This window comes from Castellaniella sp., from assembly GCF_034675845.1.
GTDB lineage: Bacteria > Pseudomonadota > Gammaproteobacteria > Burkholderiales > Burkholderiaceae_B > Castellaniella.
On sequence record NZ_JAUCCU010000001.1, the window covers coordinates 164814 to 188467 of the forward strand.

Consider the following 23654-nt stretch of genomic DNA (forward strand, 5'->3'; position numbering starts at 1 on the left):
GACCACCAGATGGAGCCACCGGAATCTTGTGCGATAATTGCCGTCTTCTCGGTGACCGATCATAGACATCGGTGCCACCTGGGGGCCTCTAGCTCATGCTTGGTTAGAGCAGCGGACTCATAATCCGTTGGTGCGGAGTTCGACTCTCCGGGGGCCCACCAATTTTATGCGGCTTTCCAAGCATCAGCCAGAAAATGAAAATTTCGTGTCGGGGGAAAACTTGACACGCTAAAACGCCCCCGCCCCTCATGGCCCGCCACAGCGCGGGCTTGTAAATAGTCCCGCACTGTTCCATCCTATTAGCATGGAGCGCTTAAGACCGCACTCTACTGCCTTTTTTCATTCGCTAGGCAGGCGCTCTATCGCTGGATAAAAGCGCGTATTTTCTTTCACGATTCGCGAATGAATCATTTTTAACGTGACATTTGCTTCATCACGAAATTTCTGAGGATGAGCGGCCAATGCCGCCCTAACCACGCACATGATTCCCAAGGATGTTATGGCGCAGTGCCGAGAAAAAGCGTCGGTGATCTCCGATAAGCCAAAAAGCGCAACGGGCATCGTCTTGATCGCTCTGGTATGGATCGCTTGTGCGGCAGGCGCCCTATTTCTTTGGCTGTAGTGCTCGCACGTACCCTTGCAGCCCGTTTACCTGGTCGGCCCACCGTGCAGCGAATCATAAAGCCGCTCACACGTCAGTCCTGCGCGCCGAAGCGCGTCAGCATATCGGCTGATGCCCCGGTCAGCTTCGTCCATCCCGCTGAGCAGCCCGACAAGCAGTGCGTGGCCCCCAGAAAGCGCCAACCAAGGTGCAGGTCACTATTCGGTTTGACCCGGATGTGCTGGAAGGGATGCGTGCCACTGGGCGGGGATGGCAAACCAAGGCGAATGACGTTCTGCGTGACTGGCTGCGCGAGCATCGCCATTCATAGGCAGCTTGCTGCATGCCATAAAAAAATCGCATCATGCTATCAACTCTACTCTCATCCACGCGGGTTTCCGCGCTCAGCCCACCGACGCCCCGTAGACCCAACTGCCTATGGTCAGTGTTTCTTTGTCACCAACTACCGTGAAGTGCAGTTCGTACAGATCGCGTCCGGCGTTGGCGGGAATCTTGACCGCCATGCCGGCGCGGTCGTCAGTCAGCGGGGCCAGCAACTGGTATTCAGGCGAGCCGTCGTCGTAGCTGCTGTTACGCACCAGAATGTAGCCCGGAAGTTCGGGCAGGCTGTTCAGCGTGGCGTAGGGTGTGCCGTTCAAGGTGGACGGAACGGTCGCCGGGGATTCGTTGATGACGGTCCAGGTCTTGCCCAACCGTGTCTGCCAGGCGGCGTTCAACGGGGCCAGCGGAAGCAGTTGCTGCCCCATGGGCAAGGTGGTTTCGTTGTAGCCAGCACCAAACAGAGGACCACGCAGCATCAGGTAGCGGTAGCGGTAGGCTTGTCCGTTCGTGTCGGTGCCGGATACGACCTCGAAGCGGTAGCTGATGGGGGCATCGCCGCTCCACCACCAGCCATCGCTGCGGTAGCTGTAACTGACACCGCCGTTCATCGCTTGCCAATCGCTGCCGTTCCAGGATGAGAGCGAGAAACTGCCGTCCTGGTTCGCGGTGACGCGCATGGGCTGGTTATAGTTGGCGTAAACACCCACGACGTCGGTCAGGTCGGGGGATACCGCCACAGGTGGCGCAGTATGGGCGATCAGCGGCGGCAGGGTGCGTATCGAACCTTCCTCGACCAGGGCGCGCAGCAGCACGCCTTCGGCCAGCGCGCCGGCGCGATAGGTGTCGGAGCGTTGTGAATCGCCCGTATTGCCGATCACCGCCAGGGCCAGCCGCTGGTCCGGCAGCACATAGAAGTCGCTCGAAAAAAACGCTGTGGCACCGTTCTTCTGCCAGGCCTGAACGCCGGCCGCTGCCAGACCGGGATGCCGCACGCTGTCCCAGCCAAGCCCCCACACCCATTGCGGCGCAGGATTGATGATCAAGCTTCTGGTCTGATCGGTGCCCATCTGCGCGATGCCGTCCGCCGACACGATGTGCCGCGACTGGTAGATGCCCCGCTCGAGGAATAGTCGCGCCAGTTTCATCATGTCGCCCGGCGTGGTGGTCAGGCCTCCAGTGGCCAAAGGACTGACGAACTCCTGAGGATATTGTCGGCCACCAGAATAAGGCAGCGCAAATGAGCCGCCCACTGGTTCCTTCGTCAGAAAGCCAGAATCGGCCATGCCCAGGGGATCCAGCACGTTGGCCTGGATGAAGGAGGCGTAGTCCTGCTTGGCCAGGGCCGCCACCACCCGTTCGATCATCGTGAAGCCGTCATTGCAATAGACAGCCAGCATCCCTGGCAGGTGCTTCAGGTGTTGGTCGGCCAATGCTGCTTCGGCGTTGACCGCGTAGCCCGGGATGGGCTCGAAGGTGAAGGCATTGCGCATGCTGGTACCGGGCAGGCCCGAGGAATGCGAAAGCAGATGTCGGGTCGTGATCCGCGCATACTCCGGCGACAGCATGGTGAAGCCAGGCAGATAGCGCACTACCGGCACATCCAAGTCCAGCAGGCCACGGTCCCGCAGAATCATGGTGGCCAACGCCGCCAGCACCTTACTGACCGAGCCGATATTGAAGCGCGTCTGGATAGTGGCAGCGGCGTTGTCCTGTACTGAAGTGCGCCCGAAGGCCTGCTGCCAGACCACGGAGTCGTTCTTGAGCAGGGCAATCGAGACTGCGGCCACGTTACCGGGATCGCCTGCCAGGGCGCGCGCGATTTCCGTGCGGCCCCACTCGATGGTCTGCGAGTAGGTGGTGCGCGACTGACCGCCGTCCGCGTCGCAGCCAGGCAGAACCGTCGCCAACATCCCGGCAGCGCCGTAGCCCAGAAATTGCCGCCGACTGGAGGACTGAGGACTCGTAAAAGGACAATATTTCATAGTATTTCCGTATGCTCTTTAAGCGGTATATCGTCGCGCACAGGGACAGTCTGGCGTTCTATCATGCGCCGTACGCGGGGTGAATCCTGGCCGCAGTGCAGGGCCAGCAAACGGTCGAACACTTCGGCGTCCGCCTGCGTGCGACGCTGATGATGGCGCACGTATTCCACCCAGGTCGGCACATGATAGCTTTCAGTCCAGATGGCCGGGTTTTCCAGGTCGCGCAGCAGCGACCACTGCCGCACACCATCGCGCAAGCGGATGCGGCGCCGCTGCGCCATCAAGGACAGAAAGGCATCGATGTCCCGCTGCGCAATCTCGTAGTCCACCATGATCATGATGGGACCGCTGCGCGGGCGTAAATCCAGTTTCAGGGTGGGTTCATTGAAACGGCCTGCGGGGTCCAGACTAAGCTTGCTGAATTCGGGCAATACATAGCGCAACCCCACCGCTGCCCCGAATACCAATACCCCCCCTGACGCAATCAAGGCACCGTCCGTCCCGTAGGCTTCGGCGCTGACTCCCCAGAGCCAACTGCCCGCCGCCATGCCACCGAAGGTCGCCGTCTGATAAAGCGACAGCGCGCGCCCCACCACCCACCGCGGAGTGGATAGCTGCACGGTCACGTTAAAGAGCGACAACGCCAGCACCCAGCACGCGCCTGCGGGCAATACAGCCAAGCAGCTCAACCACATTTGGCGACTCAGCGCGAGCGCCACGGCGCTGCAGGCAAAGATCAAGAAGCTCGCGCGCACGATGCTTTCGTTGTTCCAGCGATCGCGTACCCGGTCGTTCAACAAGGCACCGCAGATAGCCCCCACCCCAAAACAGCCCAGTATGATGCCGTACGAGAATGCGCCGCCGGCCACTAGATCACGCATGACCAAGGGCAGCAGGGCCAGGACCGACACTGCTGCAAGCCCAAAGATAAAGCTGCGGCACATGACCTTCAGCAGATTGGGCGACATGCTGATGTAGCGCAACCCCACCCACAAGGCGCTGCCAAAGGGTTCGCGCGGCAGCGTGCTGGCCGTGCGTTGCGGCTTCCAGCGCGCCAGCGCCACGATCAGCGCAATATAGCTGACCGCATTCACAGCAAAGGCAAATGCGGCACCGGCGAGCGCCACGATCAGCCCCCCCACAGCCGGGCCGACGCTGCGCATGAGGTTGTAGCCCACGCTGTTCAGCGTGACGGCGCCCGGAAGGTCCTCGCGCGGGACGAGGTCTCCCATCGACGCCTGCCACGACGGATTATTCAGCGCCGTGCCACAGCCGATAAAAAACGTGAAGGTCAACAACAGCCATGGTGAAAGCAGCCCCGCCACGGCGAAGATGGCCAGCACAGCCGATACCATCATCATCAGTATCTGCGCAACCAGCATGATGTTGCGGCGCTCGAAGCTATCGGCCAGCACCCCGGCCGCGAGCGAGAAAATCATGATGGGCAAGGCAGTGGCCGCCTGCACCAGCGCAACCATATCGTCCGAGGAGGAAATGGTCGTCATCATCCAGGCGGCGCCCACAGTCTGGATAAGGCCACCCAGATTGGACGCCAGCGTGGCCATCCAGAGCACACGGAAAGTGGGGTGCCGAAACGGCGCCAAGGGTGAAACGTTCATTATGCAGCCACCGTCCCCGAATCACCCATTACTGGCTCTGGCCCAGCACCCCACGTCGAACCTGATCGCGCTCCATGGACTCGAATAGCGCCTTGAAATTGCCTTCACCAAAACCCTCATCGCCCTTGCGCTGAATAAACTCGAAAAAAACCGGACCCAGCACGGTTTCCGAGAAAATCTGCAGCAACAGCCGCACCGGCTGCTGACTGGTATCGCCGTCCAGCAAAATCCCCCGCATCTGCAGCTCGGATACGGGTTGACCATGACCCGGCAAGCGCGCATCCAGCATCTCGTAATAGCTGGCTGACGGTGCTGTCATCAGCGGCACGTCCGCAGCACGCAGGGCATCAATGGTGGCCAGCAAATCATCGCTGAGCAAAGCGACGTGCTGGATACCCTCACCGTTGAATTTCATCAAGAATTCTTCGATCTGCCCTGCCCCCTTGGAGGATTCTTCATTCAGCGGGATGCGGATCTTGCCGTCTGGTGCCGTCATGGCCTTGGAAGTAAGGCCGGTATATTCGCCTGAAATATCGAAATAGCGAATTTGCCGGAAATTGAACAGTTTTTCGTAAAACCCAGCCCAATATTCCATCCGACCCCGGTACACATTATGGGTCAGGTGGTCGATCAGATGCAGCCCATGCCCAAACGGACGCCGATCCACCCCAGGCAGAAAACTGAAATCGATGTCGTAAATGGATTCCCCATCCTCGAAACGGTCGATCAGATACAGCGGCGCGCCCCCAATGCCCTTGATGGCAGGCAAGCGCAGTTCCATGGGGCCAGTGGGAATTTCCACAGGCTGGGCACCCAAGTCCAACGCCCGTTGATAGGCGTGATGGGCGTCCTTGACGCGAAAGGCCAAACCACAAGCGGCAGGCCCGTGTTCGGCAGCGAAATACGCTGCCGGACTTTTGGGCTCGCGGTTAATGATGAAATTAATGGCGCCTTGTCGATACAACAAGACGTCTTTAGAGCGATGATGTGCAACCAGCGTAAAGCCCAACTTTTCAAACAGGGGCTCCAAAAAACCAGGCTCAGGCGACGCGAACTCTACAAACTCGAATCCCATCAGGCCCATCGGGTTATCAAACAATGCTGTCATGTTGGGTTCTCGCAAAGACAAGGTTATGCCGCAAAAATCCAGAGCGGCCTAGTTTGATCACATGAATCATATCGTGTCATAAAACCCAGTACTTCCACAATCACTGCATGACTGTCGCCCGGCGAGCCTTGCAATCCAGCCCCTGCAGTCTGACAATGCACGGCATGACAACAAAACCCGACTCTCAGATAGACAACACCTGCACCGCCATTGCGCGCATGCTGGGGGGTAGCCTGCAGGTGCTGAGCTTTCCCAGCGCCAGTCACGTCTACAACCCCTTGATCTATATGTGGTCGGCGCACCGGAAATACTTGCAGCGCCACGGCAGTCAGACGGGCCGGATCTTGCTGGTCGGGATGAATCCCGGTCCCTGGGGCATGACGCAGACTGGGGTGCCCTTTGGGCATGTCGCTATGGCCCGCGATTGGTTGGGAATTGAGGAACCCCTGGGGGGCCCCCTGCCCGATCAGCATGAAAAATACCCCATCACCGGCTTTGCCTGCCACCGCAGCGAAGGCAGCGGCGACCGCTTCTGGGGCTGGGCACGAACGCGTTTCGGGCAGCCGGATCGCTTCTTTCAGGAAATCCTGGTCTGGAACTACTGCCCCTTGCTGTTTCTGCGCAATAACCGCAATCTGGTTCCCGAGCACCTGCACAAAGCCGAACGCGAGCCGCTATTTGGCATCTGCGATGCAGCACTGGACGCCGTCATCCACGCAACCAGGCCGCGCGTGGTCATCGGTATCGGACGCTTTGCCCACGGTCGTGCCCAGGGTATCGTGGGCGATAGCGTGCCCACGGCGTACCTGTTGCATCCCAGCCCGGCCAATCCCTCGGCCAATCAAGGTTGGGCCGACATTGCCGATCAGACCCTGGCCCCCTGGCTGTGAAGGCGTACAAAACCCCGGCACGCGTACTCTGTCTATACTTCAACATTCGCATACTCTGAGCCATCCTGATTTCATGACACCCATCATCTACCACAATCCGCTGTGCGGCACGTCCCGCAATACCCTGGCCCTGATCCAGGCAACAGGTGCAAATCCAGAAATCATCGAATACCTGAATACGCCACCCAGCCGTGAACGTCTGGTCGAGTTGCTGGGGTTGATGGGAATTTCCGCCCGCGAACTGATGCGCGACAAAGGCGATCTGTATACCGAGCTTAATCTCGCCGACCCCGGCCTGACAGACGACCAGTTGATCGACGCCATGGTGGCCCACCCGATCTTGATGAACCGCCCCATCGTCATCACCGCCAAAGGCGCACGGCTGTGTCGGCCATCCGAACTGGTACGAGATCTGCTGGACTAAGTCCCGATCAAAGAAACTTACATGCTGGCATTGATAATTTTTGCGGTCACCCTGATCCTGGTGATCTGGCAGCCCCGTGGTCTGGGCATAGGCTGGAGCGCCTTGGGCGGGGCCCTGGTAGCCCTGCTATTGGGCGTTGTGCAGTGGACCGATGTGGCCATCGTCTGGCATATTGTCTGGGATGCCACCTTCACTTTTGTGGCCCTGATTGTCATCTCATTGATCCTGGATGCCGCCGGGTTTTTTACCTGGGCGGCGCTGCATGTCGCACGCTGGGGCCATGGCCGCGGCCCGTGGCTGTTTATCCTGATCGTGCTGCTGGGGGCCATGATTGCCGCATTTTTCGCGAATGACGGCGCAGCCCTGCTACTGACGCCCATCGTGATCGCAATTCTGGTGCGTCTGCGATTCTCGCCTCAGGCGACGCTGGCATTCATCATCGCCACCGGCTTTGTCGCCGACACCACCAGTTTGCCGCTGGTGATTTCCAATCTGGTCAATATCGTCAGCGCCAATTATTTCGGTATCGGCTTTGGCCGCTATGCCGCTGTCATGGTGCCGGTCAACCTGATCTCGCTGGCTGCGACTCTGCTGGTGTTATGGCTGGCCTTTCGCCACCAGATCCCACGACAATACTCGGCCACCACACTGGAATCACCCGCCTCTGCCATCCAGGATGACTTGGTTTTCCGCGCCGCCCCTCTCTTGTTGGCGGTCTTGCTGCTGGCTTATTTTCTGACTGCGCCACTGGGTATCCCCGTCTCCGTGGTGACCGGTACAGCGGCCTTCGCCTTGATCGTGATTGCCGGGCGCTGGTGGCGCGCGGGCCGTGGCGCAGTGGTCTCGGTCCCGACAGCGCTGCGCCATGCCCCTTGGCAAATCGTCCTGTTCTCCATTGGCATGTACCTGGTGGTATACGGCCTGGGCAAGGCAGGCCTGACCGGGTATGGCGCCCGTGCCCTGACCTGGCTATCTGGCCAAGGCGATCTGGTCGCCACAGTGGGAACCGGGTTCCTTTCCGCATTGGTGGCGTCGGTCATGAATAACCTGCCCTCCACCCTGGTTGGCGCACTGGCCATCGATCAGGCACAGGTGTCGCTACATACCCAGGAACTGATGATCTATGCCAATATCATCGGCAATGATCTAGGCCCAAAATTCACCCCGATTGGCAGCTTGGCCACGTTATTGTGGCTGCATGTGCTGGCCGACAAAGGCCATCGGATCAGTTGGGGCCAGTACATGAAAATCGGCATACTGATCACGCCGCCCGTACTCCTGCTGACGCTGCTGGCCTTGTTCGGGTGGCTGCAATTGATCAAGGCATACTGAACAACATACCAGCAGAAACGATACAATCCGCGCCTGCCTCTCATTTGTCCCTGTCTTCGTGCCTACGCCTTTAGCATCTCAGTCCTCACCAGCCACCAAAGGCTACGTGCTGATCCATTCTTGTGTGCTGCTGTTTGGCTTTACACCGATTATGGGACGCCTGATCACGCTCGACACCCTGCCCCTGGTCTGGTGGCGGATGTTGATTGCGGCCCTGGCCTTGCTGCTGCTGCCCATTACCTGGCGCGGCATCCGCAAGCTCTCGCCACGTTTGTTTCTGGCTTGCTGCGGTGCAGGAATCGTCCTGGCGATCACCTGGATTCTGTTTTATCTCTCGGTCAAACTGACCAACGCATCCGTCGCCGCCGTCTGCCTGGGAACAGCGCCCTTGTTTGTCGCTATTTCCGGGCCGGTTGTGCTGCGCCGCCCTTTGAAAAAATCAGACCTGTTGCTGGCGGCTGCTGTGATTCCAGGCATCATGCTGGTGGTCGGCGGGATTCCGAGCGGCATGTACCTGGGCTTCGGTGTCGGCCTGCTATCAGCCGTCACTCTGGTCGCATTCAGCGGCATCAACAAACTACTGGCCAGCCGCGCCAACCCATTAAGTACCACCTGCCTCGAAATGGGTGCCGGCGCACTGTTCATTGCCTTGATTCTTGCTCTGCTGCCCGATAGCGCCAGCGCGTTTACCCTGCCAGAAGGAAGCAATCTGCTGCTATTGATCATATTCGGGGTGTTTCTGACTGCCCTGCCAGTCGCCCTGACACTGATGTCGCTGCGCTATATCAGCGTCTTTGCGCAACAGATGGCTGTCAACCTGGAACCTGTCTATGCCGTGCTGCTGGCCATCCCCATCCTGGGAGAACAGCAGCAACTGGACCCTCTGTTTTACGTGGGTGTAGTATTAATCGTCGGCACCGTGATGGCCGAGCCGATCACGCGCTGGCTGGGTAGAAAAGTCCGCTGACGTATTCTTCATTCTTATGGCAACTGTTTCATCAATATGGCAGTCTGCGCGTCATTGCCACCGCTGCTGAACTCTGCGGGCTGGTCACCGAGCCCTGCCTGCCACTGCCGATCCAAACACTGCAAAACAAAGACAGGCGCGAGCTTGATGTCATGCTCGACACATTGAGTCTGGCATGAAATCCAGGGCCTGGAACCTGAACAAAGCATTAATAATTCAACGAGATGAACAGGTTTAATTTTAATTGCCCAGCCACTTGAGGCAGATCAGAAGCCGCAAAGAACACCCGACACCAGGACCAGAAACCCCCATAGACTGAAGCCCTGTCAGCCACGTTCCAGGATCATGAGATCCAAGAACCGACCAGTTATTCATCTTGAGGATTGCCATGTCGAAACTCTTTGCCTTGTCCATTCTGGGTCTGTCTCTTTGCAGCTTCCAGGCGCAAGCTCAAAACATCACCTACGAGGTCGAGCCGGACCACAGCTTTGTGACCTTCGAAGTCGTACACAATGGGACATCCACCACCCGGGGCCGGTTTGACACCATCACCGGTACAGTCCAGCTAGACCAGGCAGCGAAAAAGGGACAGGCAGACATCCGCATAGACCCCGCTTCAATCAATACCGGGTCCAAAGGCTTCGATGAACACCTGCGAGACAAGGATTTTTTCAATGTGGCTGCCTTCCCCGATGTGCAATTCCAGAGCAAGGCCTTTGCATTCGAGGGCGATCAAGTCAGCAGCGTCACCGGTACACTAACGCTGTTGGGCGTGCAGCAGCCTGTCACGCTGAAAGCAACGCATTTCAATTGCTACACCAACACGCGCACACAGCGCGATGTCTGCGGCGGCGACTTTGAAACCACGCTTCAGCGCAGCCAATGGGGAGTCAATTTTGGCCTGCCCGGCATCCCTGATTCGGTTCGAATGGTGATCCAGATCGAAGCCATCAAACAGTAAAGCCACGGTGGGTCAGTCGTCCCGCCTGACAGGCTGCAAGCAAAACAAGCGGGATAATAATGAAACAAGTCATTAACGAAAAAGGTTCGCGCCCAATCAAAATCTGGACTGACGAGATTGATGCCAATGCGCTGCAGCAGCTCAAGAACCTGGCGCAGTTGCCGTTTATCGCGCCCAACGGTGTCGCCTGCATGCCGGACGTACATGCAGGTATCGGCGCGACGGTAGGCACCGTGATTGCCACCGACAAGGCCATCATCCCCGCTGCGGTGGGCGTGGATATCGGGTGCGGCATGAATGCAGTGCGTCTGTCACTGAAAGCATCCGACTTGCCCGATAGCCTGCTCACCCTCAGGCATCAAATCGAACGTGATGTCCCGCTAGGCACCGGAGGCCGGCATCCTGCCGACCGAGCCCCTGAAATCCCAGAATTTTTACGCAAGCAGTACACACGCATCACAGACAAGCACGCGAAAATCTTCAACAGGAACGCTGATGTCCAGCTAGGGACGCTGGGCTCGGGCAACCACTTCATCGAAATCTGCCTGGACCAGAACCAAGACGTCTGGGTGATGCTGCATTCAGGCTCGCGCGGCGCGGGAAATCTGATAGGCCGCTACTTCATCGAGAAAGCCAAGCGGCGCATGGAACAGTATTTCATCAGTTTGCCCGATGGCGATCTGGCCTATTTCCCTGAAGATACCGACGACTTCAACGACTACGTCGAGGCCGTTCAGTGGGCGCAGGACTACGCCTTCGAGAATCGACGAACCATGATGGCTGCCGTCATTGCCGCGATGCGCCGCCATATTCCGGTCGCGTTCACGATTACCCAGGAAGCCATCAACTGTCATCACAACTATGTAGAGCAGGAAAAGCATTTCGGGCACAATTTATGGGTCACCCGCAAAGGCGCCATCCGGGCCCGTGAAGGCGACCTGGGCATCATCCCCGGATCAATGGGCCAGCGCAGCTACATCGTGCGCGGCAAAGGCAACCCGGAATCGTACTGCTCATGCTCGCACGGCGCTGGCCGGAAAATGAGCCGCACCGCAGCCCGCAAGACCTTTACCGTGGCCGACCTTGTGGCACAGACAACAGGGGTCGAATGCCGCAAAGATACTGCCGTGCTCGATGAAATCCCCGGGGCTTACAAATCCATCGACGAAGTGATGGCCAGGCAAACCGATCTGGTTGAAGTGGTCCACACCTTGAAACAAGTGCTTTGTGTGAAGGGTGCATAGCGCCGAAGGCGGCGGCTAGCCTAGGAAAGTATCGCGTCATCCGCGTAAGTTTCGACCAAACAACGCAAGCAATGCCTTCCAGCCGTGCTCGGCCCACATCTGATCATGGGTAGGAAAATCCAGCACCATCCAGCCATGCGCGGCACCGGAATAGATTTTGGCGACATGGCGCACGCCAGCCGCAGTCAAGGCTGCTTCCAGCCGCTCGGCCATTGCCGGTGGGTAGCTCTCATCGTTGTCCGCGCCAGCCACATAGACCTCGGCTTTCAACTTTGACGCCAGCAGATGCGGGCTATCCGGCGCGCTTGTCGCCAGATTGCCGCCATGGAAGCTGGCGACCGCCGCGAAATGATCCGGATAGGTGGCAGCCGAGGTGATCGCCATGCGGCCACCCATACAAAAACCTACTGCGCCGATCCTATTACCGGCAACATCGGTGCGTGTGTCGAGATAGGCCAGAAAGGCCTCGGTGTCCTCCGCTGCTTTGACGTTACCGGTCGTCGCCATCAGCGGGCCGAGTATCGCGTCTACGTCCCCCTTGAAGACCTCTTTGGGCACCAAGGGCCCATAAGGGCCATAGCGATAGAAAAGGTCCGGCAGCAACACGATGTAGCCCGCGTCAGCAAGGCGCTGCGCCATCTCGACCACCGCAGGCCGCATCCCACCGGCATCCGAGTAGAAGATCGCCGCAGGCCAAGGCCCCCGGCCACTGGGTGACATGACATGCACGCGGCATTCGCCGTCGCGAGTTTGAATAGTGACTTGTTCGTAGGCCATGATGTAGCTTTACTCTGATAGTCAAAATCAGCAGGGGCAAGTTTCACTTTAACGTAGTTGGCAGCGTGCAATACAAGCTGATCGTCGGTGCAGCCAACGTCAAGTTCAGGCCGAGCTGCTGACGCCAAATCTGATAATTCCGTAAATTTAAGTGTGTTTAATACACACAATGAACAGGAAAGACCTAAGGAAGGTCTGATCAAGACGGTTTCAGAATCTGCTTTTCCGGCCCAACTGACTCGATTTTCATCATGCAGAAAAATTGCTCAAGGATAGGCCAGAATCGGGGGAACTTTCACCCCGGCAGGCCCGTTTTGGGCGCACCTCGCCCATTTCGGGCGCACCTATCCTGCCGCAGCCATCAAATGGTGGCGCATCTTCAACTGCGCCGTATTCTTGGCCAGGCCCTGATAGCGTACCTTGGTAAATCCAAACTGGCATTTGATCACCCGAAACGGATGCTCTACTCTGGCGCGCAGGCTGGCCTTGGTTCGTTCGTAGGATTCCAGCATCCTCCCCATGTTGCTCTTGCCCAGCACCATTCCTCCTCACCATGCAGCAGCGCATGGGCCTGCGTGACATCATGAACATTGGCCGCCGTCCCCACCACGGTGTGCACCAAGCCGGTCATGTCTACGCCAATGTGGGCCTTCATGCCAAAGTGCCACTGATTGCCCTTCTTGGTCTGATGCATCTCGGGGTCCCGCGCACCAGTAGCGTTCTTCGTGGAGCTGGGCGCTTCGATGATCGTGGCGTCAATGATCGTACCCTTGCGCACTGTGATGCCTTGATCGGCCAGCAACAGGTTCACCGCCTCCAGGGCATCGGCCGCAATGTCGTGGGCCTCCAGCAGATGGCGAAAGTTCAGGATCGTCGTCTCGTCTGGAATGCTGCCGCGCGTCAGCGACAGCTTGGCAAAGTTGCGAATCGAGGTGCTGTCATACAGCGCTTCTTCCATCGCCGGGTCCGACAGGTTCTGGTAGTGAACCCTGGCAGTGTGGGCTTGCAGGCGTATGAAGCCTGCCACCCCTTTCCCCACGTGATGCAAACCAACTCCCCCGAAGCCCGGTATGCCATTATTCAGCGCACGGGAACCAAGTGGTTGGTTGACTTGCGACAAGTCCCTTACGATCATGCTTCAGCCGCTGATTTGGCCCGCCATCGCGGACGGCTGGATTGGGAAGCGGCCGTGCGAGTTGGACGAATGGCGTAGCGCGCCGGAGCAACCCGGTCTCATCAGCGTCCCGCACCTAAAAAAGAAAGACTTGAGTATTGATCAGGTCATTGAAAGCGCCAAGGACGCCACTGCCCTATGGATTGAGACACTATCAGCAACAGTGAATCCGTCCCCAAACCCTCTTGCGTGTTTCAGGTACTTGTTTTAATTCAGGGGGATAATGTATAGATGTTGATTATTCTGGCATCCACCAAAGGAAAATCCCCATGCTCGTACAAGCCTATGGCGCCTATGCTGGCGACCAACCCCTCGAACCCCTGGCCATCAAACGCCGCCAACCAGGCCCGCATGACGTCCAGATCGACATCGCATTCTGCGGTGTCTGTCACTCCGATCTGCATCAGGTACGCTCCGAATGGGCAGGCACCCAGTTTCCTTGCGTACCCGGCCACGAAATCGTGGGCCGAGTAACAGCAGTCGGCGAGCACGTACACACATTCCAGCCGGGCGACCTGGTTGGCGTCGGCTGTATCGTCGACAGCTGCAGGCACTGTCCGGACTGCGAAGAAGGTCTGGAGAACTACTGCGACAACATGGTGGGTACCTATAATGCCCCGACGCAGGACGAACCGGGCTGGACTCTGGGGGGCTACTCGCAAAAAATCGTGGTGCATGAGCACTATGTGCTGCGCATCCGCCATCCTGAAGATCAACTGGCAGCAGTCGCGCCATTGTTGTGCGCTGGCATTACCACCTACTCGCCATTGCGTCACTGGAACGTCGGACCAGGCAAGCGGGTCGGCGTGGTCGGTATCGGCGGCCTGGGCCACATGGGCATCAAGATCGCCCACGCGCTCGGCGCGCACGTGGTTGCCTTTACAACATCTGAAAGCAAACGTGAGGCAGCGAAGGCACTGGGAGCCGATGAAGTCGTGGTGTCTCGCCACACAGAGGAAATGGCTGTGCAAGCCAAACGCCTCGACTTCATCCTCAATACCGTGGCAGCACCACACAAGCTCGACGCATTCCTGGGATTGCTCAAACGCGATGGAACCATGGCCTTGGTCGGAGCACCCGCCTCGCCGCACCCATCGCCCAATGTGTTCAACCTGATCACGAAGCGCCGCGCCCTCGCGGGTTCGATGATCGGCGGCATTCCTGAAACACAGGAAATGCTTGATTTCTGTGCTGAACACGGCATCGTTGCAGACATCGAACTGATCCGCGCCAACGAAATCAACACCGCCTACGAGCGCATGCTCAAGGGGGATGTGAAGTATCGCTTTGTCATCGACAATGGGACGTTAATCGCCTGATTCAACGGGAGTGTCAGATTTTTTACGGGTAGAGGCAGTTTGGCATCCGTTTGATCCCTGCAGTTGATGATATCGATTCTGGCCCGGGCTCGGGCCCGTACACGAAAAAAGGCGCCCTAAGACGCCCTTCTCCGTGTTATTCAACATATCCAGCAGACGGTCTTAGTGAAACAATCCTGGCAACCAGAGGCTGACGCTCGGCACGTAGGTGATGAACACCAGGTAGGTCAGCAGCAACAATAGCCAGGGGCTGGCGGCCCGGATCACCTGCGAGATATTCATCTTGGTGATGCCTGCCGTGACAAACAGGTTCAAGCCCACGGGTGGAGTCACCATGCCGATTTCCAGGTTGACCACCATCAAAATGCCCAGATGGACGGGATCGATGCCCAGTTCCATGGCGATGGGAAACAGGATTGGCGCCAGAATCAGGATGATTCCGGTGGGTTCCATGAAGGCCCCGGCCACCAGCAACAGGATATTGACCACGATCAGGAACTGCCAACTGCTCATGTCCCAGGCGATGATCTGCTCGGCGATTGCCTGCGGGATGCGTTCTGTGGTCAGCACGTGGGCAAACAGCAAGGCGTTGGCAATGATGAACATCAGCATGATGGTCACCTTGGCCGCGTCGATCAGGACCTCCGGGACTTGTTTCATGCCGATGTCGCGATACACGAATACGGCGATCACAAAGGCGTAGACGGCAGCCACGGCAGCGGCCTCGGTGGGCGTGAAGATCCCGCCGTAAATGCCGCCCAGAATGATGATGATCAGCAGCAGGCCCCAGATCGAATCCCGGGCAGCGGTAGCGACTTCGGCCATGCTGGCGCGTGGCTGGCGCGGCATCTTGCGCACGCGGGCGATGATATAGATTGCCACCATCAGTACCAGGCCGAGCAGCAGACCCGGCACCACGCCCGCCATGAACAGCGCACCCACCGAGGTTTCGGTGACTGCCCCGTACACCACCAGCACGATGGAGGGCGGAATCAGAATGCCCAGCGTACCGGCATTACACACCACCCCGGCGGCGAAAGACTCGGTGTAGCCTGCCCGCACCATGCCGACGATGACAATGGAGCCGACCGCGACCACAGTCGCCGGGGACGATCCCGAGACAGCGGCAAATAGCACGCAGGCCAGCACGGAGGCAATGGCCAGGCCTCCGTGCAGATGGCCGACTGATGCGATGGCAAAGCGGATCATGCGTTTGGCCACCCCACCGGTGGTCATGAAGGCCCCCGCCAGAATAAAGAAGGGGATGGCCATCAGGGTGAAGTGCTCGGATGTTTCGTAGAGCTTGAGTGAAAGGGACGCCAGGGAGTCGGTGCCAAAGGCCATAATGGTCAATAGCGAGGACAGGCCCAGGGCAATCGCCACAGGCAGGCCCATGAACATGAAGACAAACAGCAGGACAAAGAGGGCAAGCGTGGTCATGTGTTGTCCCCTGTGTCGTCAGATCGGTATTTCATGGCGTCAGCGACCTCGTCACCCAACAGCGAGGCGTGATCGCCCTTCATCAGGTGCCATAGAACTTCGCCGAAGCGGTAGATCAGCAGGGCAAAGCCGAGCGGCATGACCAGGCGGGGAACCCACTGCGGAATCGGGAGATCCTGGGCCATGATGCCGATCATGTGAATTTTGCTGACGTAGATCCAGCTGCCGTAAAGCACGATGATGGCGTAGATAATGCAAAGCAGGGTGCTGGCAATCGCCAAGTGGCGGGCGGTGCGTGCGGGCAGCAGACGCACCACGGCATCGACACCGATATGGGCGCCGACGCGTACCCCATAGGACATGCCCAAAAAGATCAGGGCGCCGAAGAAATACATGGTCAGCTCAAGCGCCCAGACAAAGCTGTAGTTGAAGACGTAGCGCGCCACGACCTGGGCAAAAGTGACCAGGGTCATGGCCGCCAGCAGAAAGGCGATCAGACTTTCCTCGAAGTGTTCCAGCCACTTTCTAGGCATGGGGAATTCCTCTATCAAATGATGAAGCGGCTGCCGCCATGCGGCAGCCGCCAATTGACGAAATGGTCACTGGATAGCGGTCATTATTCGTCGTTGGACGCTCGTGCCTTGGCAATCAGGTCTTCACCGATCTGATCCGCGAACTTGGTCCAGACAGGGCGCACTGCTTCGCGCCAGGCGGCGACGTCTCGCTTGCTTAAGGTCTGGATCTTGGCCTTGCCGGCTTCGGCGATCTGCTGTTGATCACGATCATTGATTTCGGCGGCCAACTGGTTGGCGTATTCAGTCGCACCGTCCATGGCTTTCTTCAAACCCGCACGCACGTCCTCAGGCAAACCGTCCCACCAGCCGGCATTGGTGATGACCATGTAGTCCAGCGCCCCGTGATTGGTGACGGCGATAGTTTTCTGGACTTCGTGAAATTTCTGCGAGTAGATGTTGGACCAGGGATTTTCGGCTCCGTCCACCACGCCAGTCTGTAGCGCCTGATAGACTTCGGCGAAGGCCAGTTTCTGCGGATTGGCATCCAGCTGACGGAATTGGGCTTCCAGCACGTCAGAAGACTGAATACGGAACTTCAGGCCCTTGATGTCTTCCGGACGAACCAGCTTGTCCTTGTTGGTGGACATCTGCTTCAAGCCGTTGTGCCAGTAGGCCAGGCCCTTGATGCCCTTGGACGTCATGGAATCCAGCAGGCTTTGGCCGGCGGGGCTGGCCTGGAAGCGATCCAAAGCGGCCATATCGTTGAACATGAACGGCAGGTCATAGATCTGCAGTTTTTTGGTGTAGCGGTCGAATTTGGCCAGGGACGGGGCGATGATCTGCACGTCGCCCAGCAGCAGGGCTTCCATTTCCTTGCCGTCGCCAAACAACTGCGAGTTGGGGAAGACCTGGACTTCGACCTTGCCCGGCAAGGCGGCTTCGGCCAGTTCCTTGAATTTCAGAGCGCCTTGACCCTTGGGGGTCTTGTCGGCAACGACGTGGCTGAACTTCACGACGATAGGCTGATCAGCCAGCGCCGTCGATGAAAATGCCAGCGCCAAGCAGACGCCCAGCGTTTTGAGAACGGGAACACGAATTTTCATAGCAAAGTCTCCTGGTTTTAAAGCAATGATCAAAATCGATTGCCAAAGAAGTGATTCATCAGAAATTGTGATTGGCCTCTTTGTCTTGCTGCCTTGCAAAACACCCACCCGGCCAGAGGAAAACCCGGATGACCGCATCGACCCGCTAAGGGGCTTCAATTGCCTGTCGAATATCAGAAATCAGTTGCGCGCCGATATGGTCCACCATCTCGACGCTGACGGGCGCCAGGACGCTTTTCCAGTCTTTGAGTTCTGCTTCCGTCAACACATGGACCTGCGTTTCGCCAGATGCGCGAATCGCCTCCAGGGCTCGTTCGTTTTCTTCTCGTGCAATTAAGCTGGCGTACAGAGTCGCGTCCCGCATGGCCGCTTCCAGCGCCTGGCGGATATCGGAAGGCAAGCCTTCCCAGAATTTTCGATTGACGATGACGACATAGCCCAGATAACCATGATTGGACACAGTCAAGTGTGACTGCACGTTCTGCAGGTTCTGCGTATAGAAGTTGGAGTGTGGATTCTCCGTGCCATCCACCACCCCTGCTTCCAGGGCCGCATAGACTTCGCCGAACCGCATGGCCATCGGCTGGGCGCCCAGCGCCCGCATCTGGGCATCCAGCACCCGAGAAGGCTGAATTCTCATGCGCAAGCCTGCCATATCCGTCGGCGCCAGCAAGGGGCGGTTGGCGGAAAAAGATTTGAAGCCGTTATCCCAGAACGCCAGACCGATGACACCCTTAAGCCGTAAGCGCTGCAGCATGCCCGCCCCAATCGGTCCATGCGTGATCCGGTGCAGCGCCGCTTCGTCGGGAAACAGGAACGGCAAGTCGAACACTTCGAACTCACGTGCATCCAATGGTCCGAACTTGGACAAAGAAGGCGCAATCATTTCCACCGCGCCCAACTGCAGGGCTTCCAACTCTTCGCGGTCCCGGTAGAGCTGGCTGTTCGGATAGATATGCACACGGACGCGACCATTCGTGGCCTGCTCCGCCAACTGCTGAAACCGCACCGCCGCCTTGCCTTTGGGCGTGTCCGAGGCCACGACGTGACTGAACCGGATGACGATGGGCTCCTGCTGCGCGGCGGCGAGCGGGGCGTACGTCAACAGACAGGCGAACAGGGTGGCGAATAGCTTCATGGCAGATGCGGGTCTTGGAAATCTCGATGCTGCATTGTCGAAGAAAGTGCGCTCATTTTCGACAAGCGGGCGCTGCGTTTCAACTGTGGAAATCCACAAGCGGACGTCAATACCCGCCCCGTTTTGTGTCGCACGGCTCGGCTACACTAAGCGCGTCGCCATTGTCGTCACTCTTCCCGCCATCGCCCCGCCTGCGGGGTGACAGGCCTGATCCTATCTGGCATGAAGCCCTTTCCGTCCTACGCTTCGCTGATCCACCGACGCACTTGGCAATGGCTGGTGCCGATTCTGTGCGCGCTGCTGTTTCTGACCACGGTCATCTGGCTGCCGCATCAGGCGCAGCAGATGGAATCCACCGAGCGCCAGGAACAGCTGATCGCCGATACGCTGTGGGTCGAGCAGACCATCCGTTTTCAGCTGGGGCGTAACGAAGACGACATCCGTTCGCTGGCCAACGCCATCGCCACCGCCCACCTGGCGGATAAAAAGCTGCAGAACCGCATGCATTTTCTGCTGCGCAATCATCCTGAACTGGTACGCATCGCCTGGATCGACGCGGATGGCAAAGGCACGGCATCCAATCAGAAAGGCAGCTTTATCCTGGATGATCTGTCGGAAGAACTTCGTCTGAAACTGGCGCGCGTACGCGATACCAATGCGCCGGAATACATCCAGCCGACCCCACCGGACGATGCGCAGCACCCTGCCCTGATGGACTATCTCTTTCCAATCCATCAAGGCAGTCAGCATATCGGCTGGGTGATCGCCACCTATTCGCTGACCGGCATCCTGGAACAGATGGTGCCCTGGTGGTTTGCCCAGAAAAACCAAATCAGTCTGACGGACCGCCATGAAAACGCTCTCGGGCAGCGCACGGCCGGCGGCGCAGGGCGCGGCGTCTATACCTACGCGCACGACCTGCATCTGCCTTATGCAGACATTACGCTACGCACCGACAGCGTCAAAGGCGCCCCCAACCTGTTGCCCAATCTACTGGTCGTCGCAGTCGTCGCACTGACGCTGGGTCTGTTCTGGAGTCTTGGCGCCTTGTGGCGCGATATCAACCGCCGCACCGCCGTCGAACGCGCCTTACGCGAACAGATCGCCTTTCGCACGGCCATGGAAGACTCCCTCGTGACCGGCTTGCGAGTCTATGACCTGAACGGCAGAATCACCTACGTCAACCCCGCCTTTTGCAGGATGGTCGGCATACCGGCCCAATCCCTGATCGGACTGTCGCCCCCCATGCCCTACTGGGCGCCGGAAGTCCTGGGGGAATATCAGGAACGCTTTGCGCAACGCATGGCGGGTACGATCAGCTCCCACGGTTTCGAAACCGTCTTTTTGCGCCATGGCAATGAACGCTTTCCCGTCCTGGTCTACGAATCCGCGCTGGTGGATGAGACCGGCCAACAGACCGGCTGGATGAGCTCGATCCTGGACATCTCTGACCGCAAGCGATTCGAGGAACTGAACCGACGCCAGCAGGAAAAACTGCAGGCCAGCGCCAGAATGGTGACCATGGGGGAAATCGCATCGACCCTGGCTCACGAACTGAACCAACCGCTGGCCGCCATCACCAGCTATACGACCGGTGCGCTGAACCTGTTGGAAAACCCGGCCATGCACCAGGACGCCGCCGGGATGAAGCGCATCCGCGGCGCGCTGGAAAAGGCCAATACCCAGGCCCAGCGCGCAGGACACGTCATCCGCAGCGTCCATTCCTTCGCCAAACGGCGCGAGCCGCACCGGGAAACCGTGGCGCTGCCGACCCTGATCGCCGACGTCGCCCAACTGGCCGAGCTGCAAGCCAGCCAGCACTTTATCAGTATCAAGACCGATATCCAGTCAGACACACCCGCCGTGCTGGCGGACCCCATGATGCTGGAACAGGTGCTGCTCAACCTGACCCGCAATGCCATCGAGGCGATGCGCGATGTAGAGCAGGCGCGCCGCGTCCTGCACATCGGCGCAGGCCCCGACCCGAGCGCTCCAGGCAGTGTTACCATCAGCGTGGCTGATCGCGGATGCGGCATCCCGCCCCATGCACAGGAACGACTGTTCTCGCCGTTCTTTTCCACGAAATCCGATGGCATGGGCATGGGTCTGAAAATCTGTCGCACCGTCGTCGAATTTCACGGCGGCACCCTGACCTACGCGGACCACCCAGAGGGGGGAACGATTTTCCGCTTCTCGCTGCCCGCATCCATTGCCACCGAAAACATGAAAAAATAGAGCCGCCGTGTCATTTCAGACCACGCGCCAGAGGGGGAGACAGCAAGGTGCTACACATCGTCGACGATGAAGAAGCCATACGGGATTCATTGATCTGGCTGGCGGAATCCCGCCAGATCCACGCTGCGGGCTACGATGGGGCCCAGCCTTTTTTGGACATGCTGGGAACAGACTATGCCTTCAACCCCGAAGGTGACTGCCTGCTGCTGGACATGCGGATGCCCGACATGAGCGGCGCCCTGTTGTTCGATACCCTGGCGGCACGCGGCCTGACCCAGCGCATGCCCGTCATCTTCCTGACCGGCCACGGCGATGTGCCCATGGCTGTCGACAGCCTGAAACGCGGGGCCTTCGATTTCTTTGAAAAACCGTTCAACGACAACAAGCTGATAGACCGCGTGGAAGAAGCGCTGCAGGCATCACTCAAGGCCGGCGATCAAGCGTTGGTGCAAACACGCCTGGCCTCGCTGTCATCACGCGAACGCGAGGTCATGGACCTGATCCTGGAAGGCAGGATGAACAAGGTCATCGCCGACATGATGGGCATCAGCATGCGCACGGTCGAGGTACATCGAGCGCACATCCTGTCCAAGATGCAGGTCCGCACCGCCGTCGAACTGGCGCGTTTGTTGAAATAGGCAGGGTCAGCTGACGGTCATACAGCGCCTGCTCCAAGGCATCCAGGACAAAGTCGGTATGCATGGAACTGCTGACGCGCCAACCGATTGAGCTAAAGCAAAGTATGGTCGGTGTTGCCTACGCTGATTTTTTGGGAGCCGCAATCCTCAGGCCAGCCCCTCTACGTGAGGCAAAAATTCGGTGGGGCAAAAAATGGGGTAAAAATAAAATCACCCTCAAATGACTGTATAAACGAACAGTTAAATTTGGGAGAAAATCATGTACTCAATCACCCTTCAAGACGCCCCTGCCGACATTCCCGAAAAAGCCCGCCAGGAGGCCGAACGGCGATTTCAGCGCACCCTGGAACGCACCCTGGGCGGGCCGGATGCCGTGCTCGCCGCTTACCAGGCCTGGGCGGCAGCCGAGGACACTACGGCAGACGAAATGAAGCCCGAGGATGTTGCTCTGGCCAAGAAATGGATTGCGGCGGCTGGCCGGGCGCGGGACGATGCGTTTCAGCAGATGGGCGAGACAGAGGCTTGGTTTGAGGTTAGGATTGAACAGTAATCAGGAAAAAATAATGACAAGCAAAGCAATACTAAACCTGGAAACAGCGCAACAAAAAGCCATGGCGGGCCGTCCAAAATCGGGCGGGTTCCCGTACTTGGCTGAGACACTGCGGCGCGCGGGAGTGACAGGCAATGAATGGATTTTGCCAGCCTGCGAAAGCCTGTACTTGACTGAAGATGGTCCTGTCGTAGTGCAGGAAACTCCCTTGATTTCCGGTACTGTCGATGTGCCGCCATTTAATCGTGACGCGCTGATCGCGGCACTACGGGCCGATCAGGCCGGAGAGAGCACGTTCCCCCAATTCCTTCGAGCAGCATGGGATGCTGGTGTTGTGCGGTTTTACGTGGACTTCATTGCTCGCTCTGTCACTTATTACGGCTGCAGGAATGAAATCTACAGCGAACAATATCCTTCCATAGAAATTCCTTAGCGTACATTTGTGCGTGATCACTGCAGCGAGTCATAAGCCCCTAATGCGCCAGCCCTCTCTGCTACTCGGAGTCGACCGCTTGACAGACCAGCCGCTATTTCCGGTTTGGTTGCCACGGGCTGGTGGCAACTGAGACGCCAAAACGCAGCGACAGGCTAGGCAGCTTTATTGCCTCACTGCCTCTGATGACGATTCTGGTGCTCATTTGGCTCTATGTTGAAAAGCAGCCGATGGAGAAGATATCCAATCATGCGTGGTACACATTCTGGTATGTGATACCCACGCTGCCGATGTTCCTTGTATTCCCAGCCCTCTTATCGCGGTTGGGCTTCTGGCCCGCGCTCGGGGCAAGTGCGCTTCTTACTGTCGTCATCTTTGGACTATTCGCAGCTGTGGTTCAGCGGTTTGGGGTGAGCTTGTTCTGATTCGGCCTTAGCCTGTCATAGGCCCTCACCGCTTCCCGATGCCGAGCGGCACAAACCCCATACGCCACAAGCACCTGATCCTGCACCCATGCCTGCCACGCGTCATAGTCTCCAGCGGGCGGGTCAGGGATCTGTGGATTGGCGGCGACTACGTTGCTGTCCAGCTGGCAGCCCTCGACAACGCTGGCCCCATAGAGCTTATTGATGCCCCGATTCGATATGCCGATGGCCGCAACGACAATTGGAGCGCATCACCAGCTGAAACGAGGCACTTGTAAAAGCACAGGATCGCGGTACGCTTTCCAGAGTGGGTGTTTCCATATGAGGACGATGTGCTGCGAAGGATGAACGATACGGCATGGCGCAATGCCAGGCGGAGAACGGGGAAAAAATGGGAGAAAGCCCACGGCGCCCCAGCCCACCCAGGCTTTGCCAAG

The 23654-nt window shown here is 58.3% G+C and carries 23 protein-coding genes, 1 tRNA gene and 2 pseudogenes; 16 read left to right on the top strand and 10 right to left on the bottom strand.

Going from position 1 to position 23654, the window contains the following annotated elements:
• Positions 1–82: 82 nt before the first annotated feature.
• A tRNA-Ile gene (locus VDP81_RS00780) sits at positions 83–161 on the top strand.
• 487 nt (positions 162–648) lie between these two features.
• Here VDP81_RS00780 and VDP81_RS15315 read toward each other — a convergent pair.
• Positions 649–756, bottom strand: a complete 108-nt coding sequence (locus tag VDP81_RS15315) for a hypothetical protein (RefSeq protein ID WP_416233198.1) — start codon at positions 754–756, stop codon at positions 649–651.
• Positions 757–839: 83 nt separating this feature from the next.
• Between VDP81_RS15315 and VDP81_RS00785 the strand changes: the two genes are divergently transcribed.
• Positions 840–932 (top strand): BrnA antitoxin family protein, encoded by a 93-nt coding sequence (locus VDP81_RS00785; protein WP_323012373.1) that lies wholly within the window; start codon positions 840–842, stop codon positions 930–932.
• A 73-nt stretch (positions 933–1005) separates the two neighbouring features.
• Here the strand turns inward: VDP81_RS00785 and VDP81_RS00790 are convergent, their stop codons facing one another.
• Genes VDP81_RS00790 through hppD form a run of 3 tightly spaced genes read right to left on the bottom strand, consistent with a single transcriptional unit; the run spans position 1006 to position 5652 of the window.
• Positions 1006–2925, bottom strand: coding sequence for a serine hydrolase domain-containing protein (locus VDP81_RS00790; RefSeq protein WP_323011267.1), 1920 nt, complete (start codon positions 2923–2925; stop codon positions 1006–1008).
• The gene (locus VDP81_RS00795) at positions 2922–4544 is read right to left on the bottom strand and encodes an MFS transporter (RefSeq protein WP_322994865.1); all 1623 of its coding nucleotides are present in this window, start codon (positions 4542–4544) and stop codon (positions 2922–2924) included. Before VDP81_RS00795 ends, VDP81_RS00790 begins: the two co-directional genes overlap by 4 nt.
• 28 nt (positions 4545–4572) lie before the next feature.
• On the bottom strand, positions 4573–5652 hold the full coding sequence (gene hppD / locus VDP81_RS00800) for a 4-hydroxyphenylpyruvate dioxygenase (protein ID WP_322994864.1): 1080 nt from the start codon (positions 5650–5652) through the stop codon (positions 4573–4575).
• Positions 5653–5816: 164 nt separating this feature from the next.
• Here hppD and VDP81_RS00805 point away from each other — a divergent pair, with 164 nt between their 5' ends.
• The 6 genes and pseudogenes from VDP81_RS00805 to VDP81_RS00830 all read left to right on the top strand — a co-directional run bounded on the left by VDP81_RS00805 (position 5817) and on the right by VDP81_RS00830 (position 11470).
• Positions 5817–6542, top strand: coding sequence for a uracil-DNA glycosylase family protein (locus VDP81_RS00805; RefSeq protein ID WP_322994863.1), 726 nt, complete (start codon positions 5817–5819; stop codon positions 6540–6542).
• A gap of 73 nt (positions 6543–6615) precedes the next feature.
• A pseudogene (gene arsC, locus VDP81_RS00810) lies at positions 6616–6960 on the top strand (arsenate reductase (glutaredoxin)); the annotation flags it as partial.
• 27 nt (positions 6961–6987) lie between these two features.
• A complete protein-coding gene (locus VDP81_RS00815; RefSeq protein ID WP_323011268.1) occupies positions 6988–8298 on the top strand; it encodes an arsenic transporter in 1311 nt (436 codons plus the stop codon).
• 106 nt (positions 8299–8404) lie between these two features.
• Positions 8405–9265: a DMT family transporter gene (locus VDP81_RS00820; protein WP_322994860.1), complete on the top strand. Its 861-nt coding sequence runs from the start codon at positions 8405–8407 to the stop codon at positions 9263–9265.
• A gap of 388 nt (positions 9266–9653) precedes the next feature.
• Positions 9654–10226: a YceI family protein gene (locus VDP81_RS00825; RefSeq protein ID WP_323011269.1), complete on the top strand. Its 573-nt coding sequence runs from the start codon at positions 9654–9656 to the stop codon at positions 10224–10226.
• Between the two features lie 59 nt (positions 10227–10285).
• Positions 10286–11470 carry an RtcB family protein gene (locus tag VDP81_RS00830; RefSeq protein ID WP_323011270.1) on the top strand — a complete coding sequence of 395 codons (1185 nt, stop codon included), beginning with the start codon at positions 10286–10288 and terminating at the stop codon, positions 11468–11470.
• 36 nt (positions 11471–11506) lie between these two features.
• Here the strand turns inward: VDP81_RS00830 and VDP81_RS00835 are convergent, their stop codons facing one another.
• Both VDP81_RS00835 and VDP81_RS00845 read right to left on the bottom strand, forming a co-directional pair.
• Entirely contained in the window at positions 11507–12247 is a 741-nt protein-coding gene (locus VDP81_RS00835; protein WP_323011271.1) for a dienelactone hydrolase family protein, read from the bottom strand.
• 344 nt (positions 12248–12591) lie between these two features.
• Positions 12592–13217, bottom strand: a pseudogene (locus VDP81_RS00845) (IS5 family transposase); the annotation flags it as partial.
• Between the two features lie 12 nt (positions 13218–13229).
• Between VDP81_RS00845 and VDP81_RS00850 the strand changes: the two are divergent.
• The gene (locus tag VDP81_RS00850) at positions 13230–13460 is read left to right on the top strand and encodes a hypothetical protein (protein ID WP_323012424.1); all 231 of its coding nucleotides are present in this window, start codon (positions 13230–13232) and stop codon (positions 13458–13460) included.
• A 230-nt stretch (positions 13461–13690) separates the two neighbouring features.
• The gene (locus VDP81_RS00855; protein WP_323011273.1) at positions 13691–14740 is read left to right on the top strand and encodes an NAD(P)-dependent alcohol dehydrogenase; all 1050 of its coding nucleotides are present in this window, start codon (positions 13691–13693) and stop codon (positions 14738–14740) included.
• A 162-nt stretch (positions 14741–14902) separates the two neighbouring features.
• On the opposite strand, the gene VDP81_RS00860 is transcribed toward VDP81_RS00855, so the two are convergent.
• The 4 genes from VDP81_RS00860 to VDP81_RS00875 form a co-directional block, all read right to left on the bottom strand.
• Positions 14903–16180 carry a TRAP transporter large permease gene (locus tag VDP81_RS00860; protein WP_323011274.1) on the bottom strand — a complete coding sequence of 426 codons (1278 nt, stop codon included), beginning with the start codon at positions 16178–16180 and terminating at the stop codon, positions 14903–14905.
• Positions 16177–16713: a TRAP transporter small permease gene (locus VDP81_RS00865; RefSeq protein ID WP_322994852.1), complete on the bottom strand. Its 537-nt coding sequence runs from the start codon at positions 16711–16713 to the stop codon at positions 16177–16179. Before VDP81_RS00865 ends, VDP81_RS00860 begins: the two co-directional genes overlap by 4 nt.
• Positions 16714–16796: 83 nt before the next feature.
• Entirely contained in the window at positions 16797–17798 is a 1002-nt protein-coding gene (locus tag VDP81_RS00870) for a TRAP transporter substrate-binding protein (RefSeq protein WP_322994851.1), read from the bottom strand.
• 145 nt (positions 17799–17943) lie between these two features.
• Entirely contained in the window at positions 17944–18936 is a 993-nt protein-coding gene (locus VDP81_RS00875; protein ID WP_322994850.1) for a TRAP transporter substrate-binding protein, read from the bottom strand.
• A gap of 222 nt (positions 18937–19158) precedes the next feature.
• Here VDP81_RS00875 and VDP81_RS00880 point away from each other — a divergent pair, with 222 nt between their 5' ends.
• The 6 genes from VDP81_RS00880 (at position 19159) to VDP81_RS00905 (ending at position 23217) form a co-directional block, all read left to right on the top strand.
• Positions 19159–21171, top strand: coding sequence for a sensor histidine kinase (locus tag VDP81_RS00880; RefSeq protein ID WP_322994849.1), 2013 nt, complete (start codon positions 19159–19161; stop codon positions 21169–21171).
• A gap of 47 nt (positions 21172–21218) precedes the next feature.
• Complete coding sequence (locus VDP81_RS00885; protein ID WP_322994848.1) at positions 21219–21809, top strand: response regulator transcription factor; 591 nt, start codon at positions 21219–21221, stop codon at positions 21807–21809.
• Positions 21810–21871: 62 nt separating this feature from the next.
• On the top strand, positions 21872–22033 hold the full coding sequence (locus VDP81_RS00890; protein ID WP_322994847.1) for a hypothetical protein: 162 nt from the start codon (positions 21872–21874) through the stop codon (positions 22031–22033).
• Between the two features lie 35 nt (positions 22034–22068).
• Positions 22069–22359 carry a hypothetical protein gene (locus VDP81_RS00895; protein ID WP_322994846.1) on the top strand — a complete coding sequence of 97 codons (291 nt, stop codon included), beginning with the start codon at positions 22069–22071 and terminating at the stop codon, positions 22357–22359.
• Positions 22360–22372: 13 nt separating this feature from the next.
• Positions 22373–22792 carry a DUF1398 domain-containing protein gene (locus VDP81_RS00900; protein ID WP_323011275.1) on the top strand — a complete coding sequence of 140 codons (420 nt, stop codon included), beginning with the start codon at positions 22373–22375 and terminating at the stop codon, positions 22790–22792.
• Positions 22793–22911: 119 nt separating this feature from the next.
• Complete coding sequence (locus tag VDP81_RS00905) at positions 22912–23217, top strand: DUF3147 family protein (protein WP_323012374.1); 306 nt, start codon at positions 22912–22914, stop codon at positions 23215–23217.
• Positions 23218–23654: the final 437 nt, after the last annotated feature.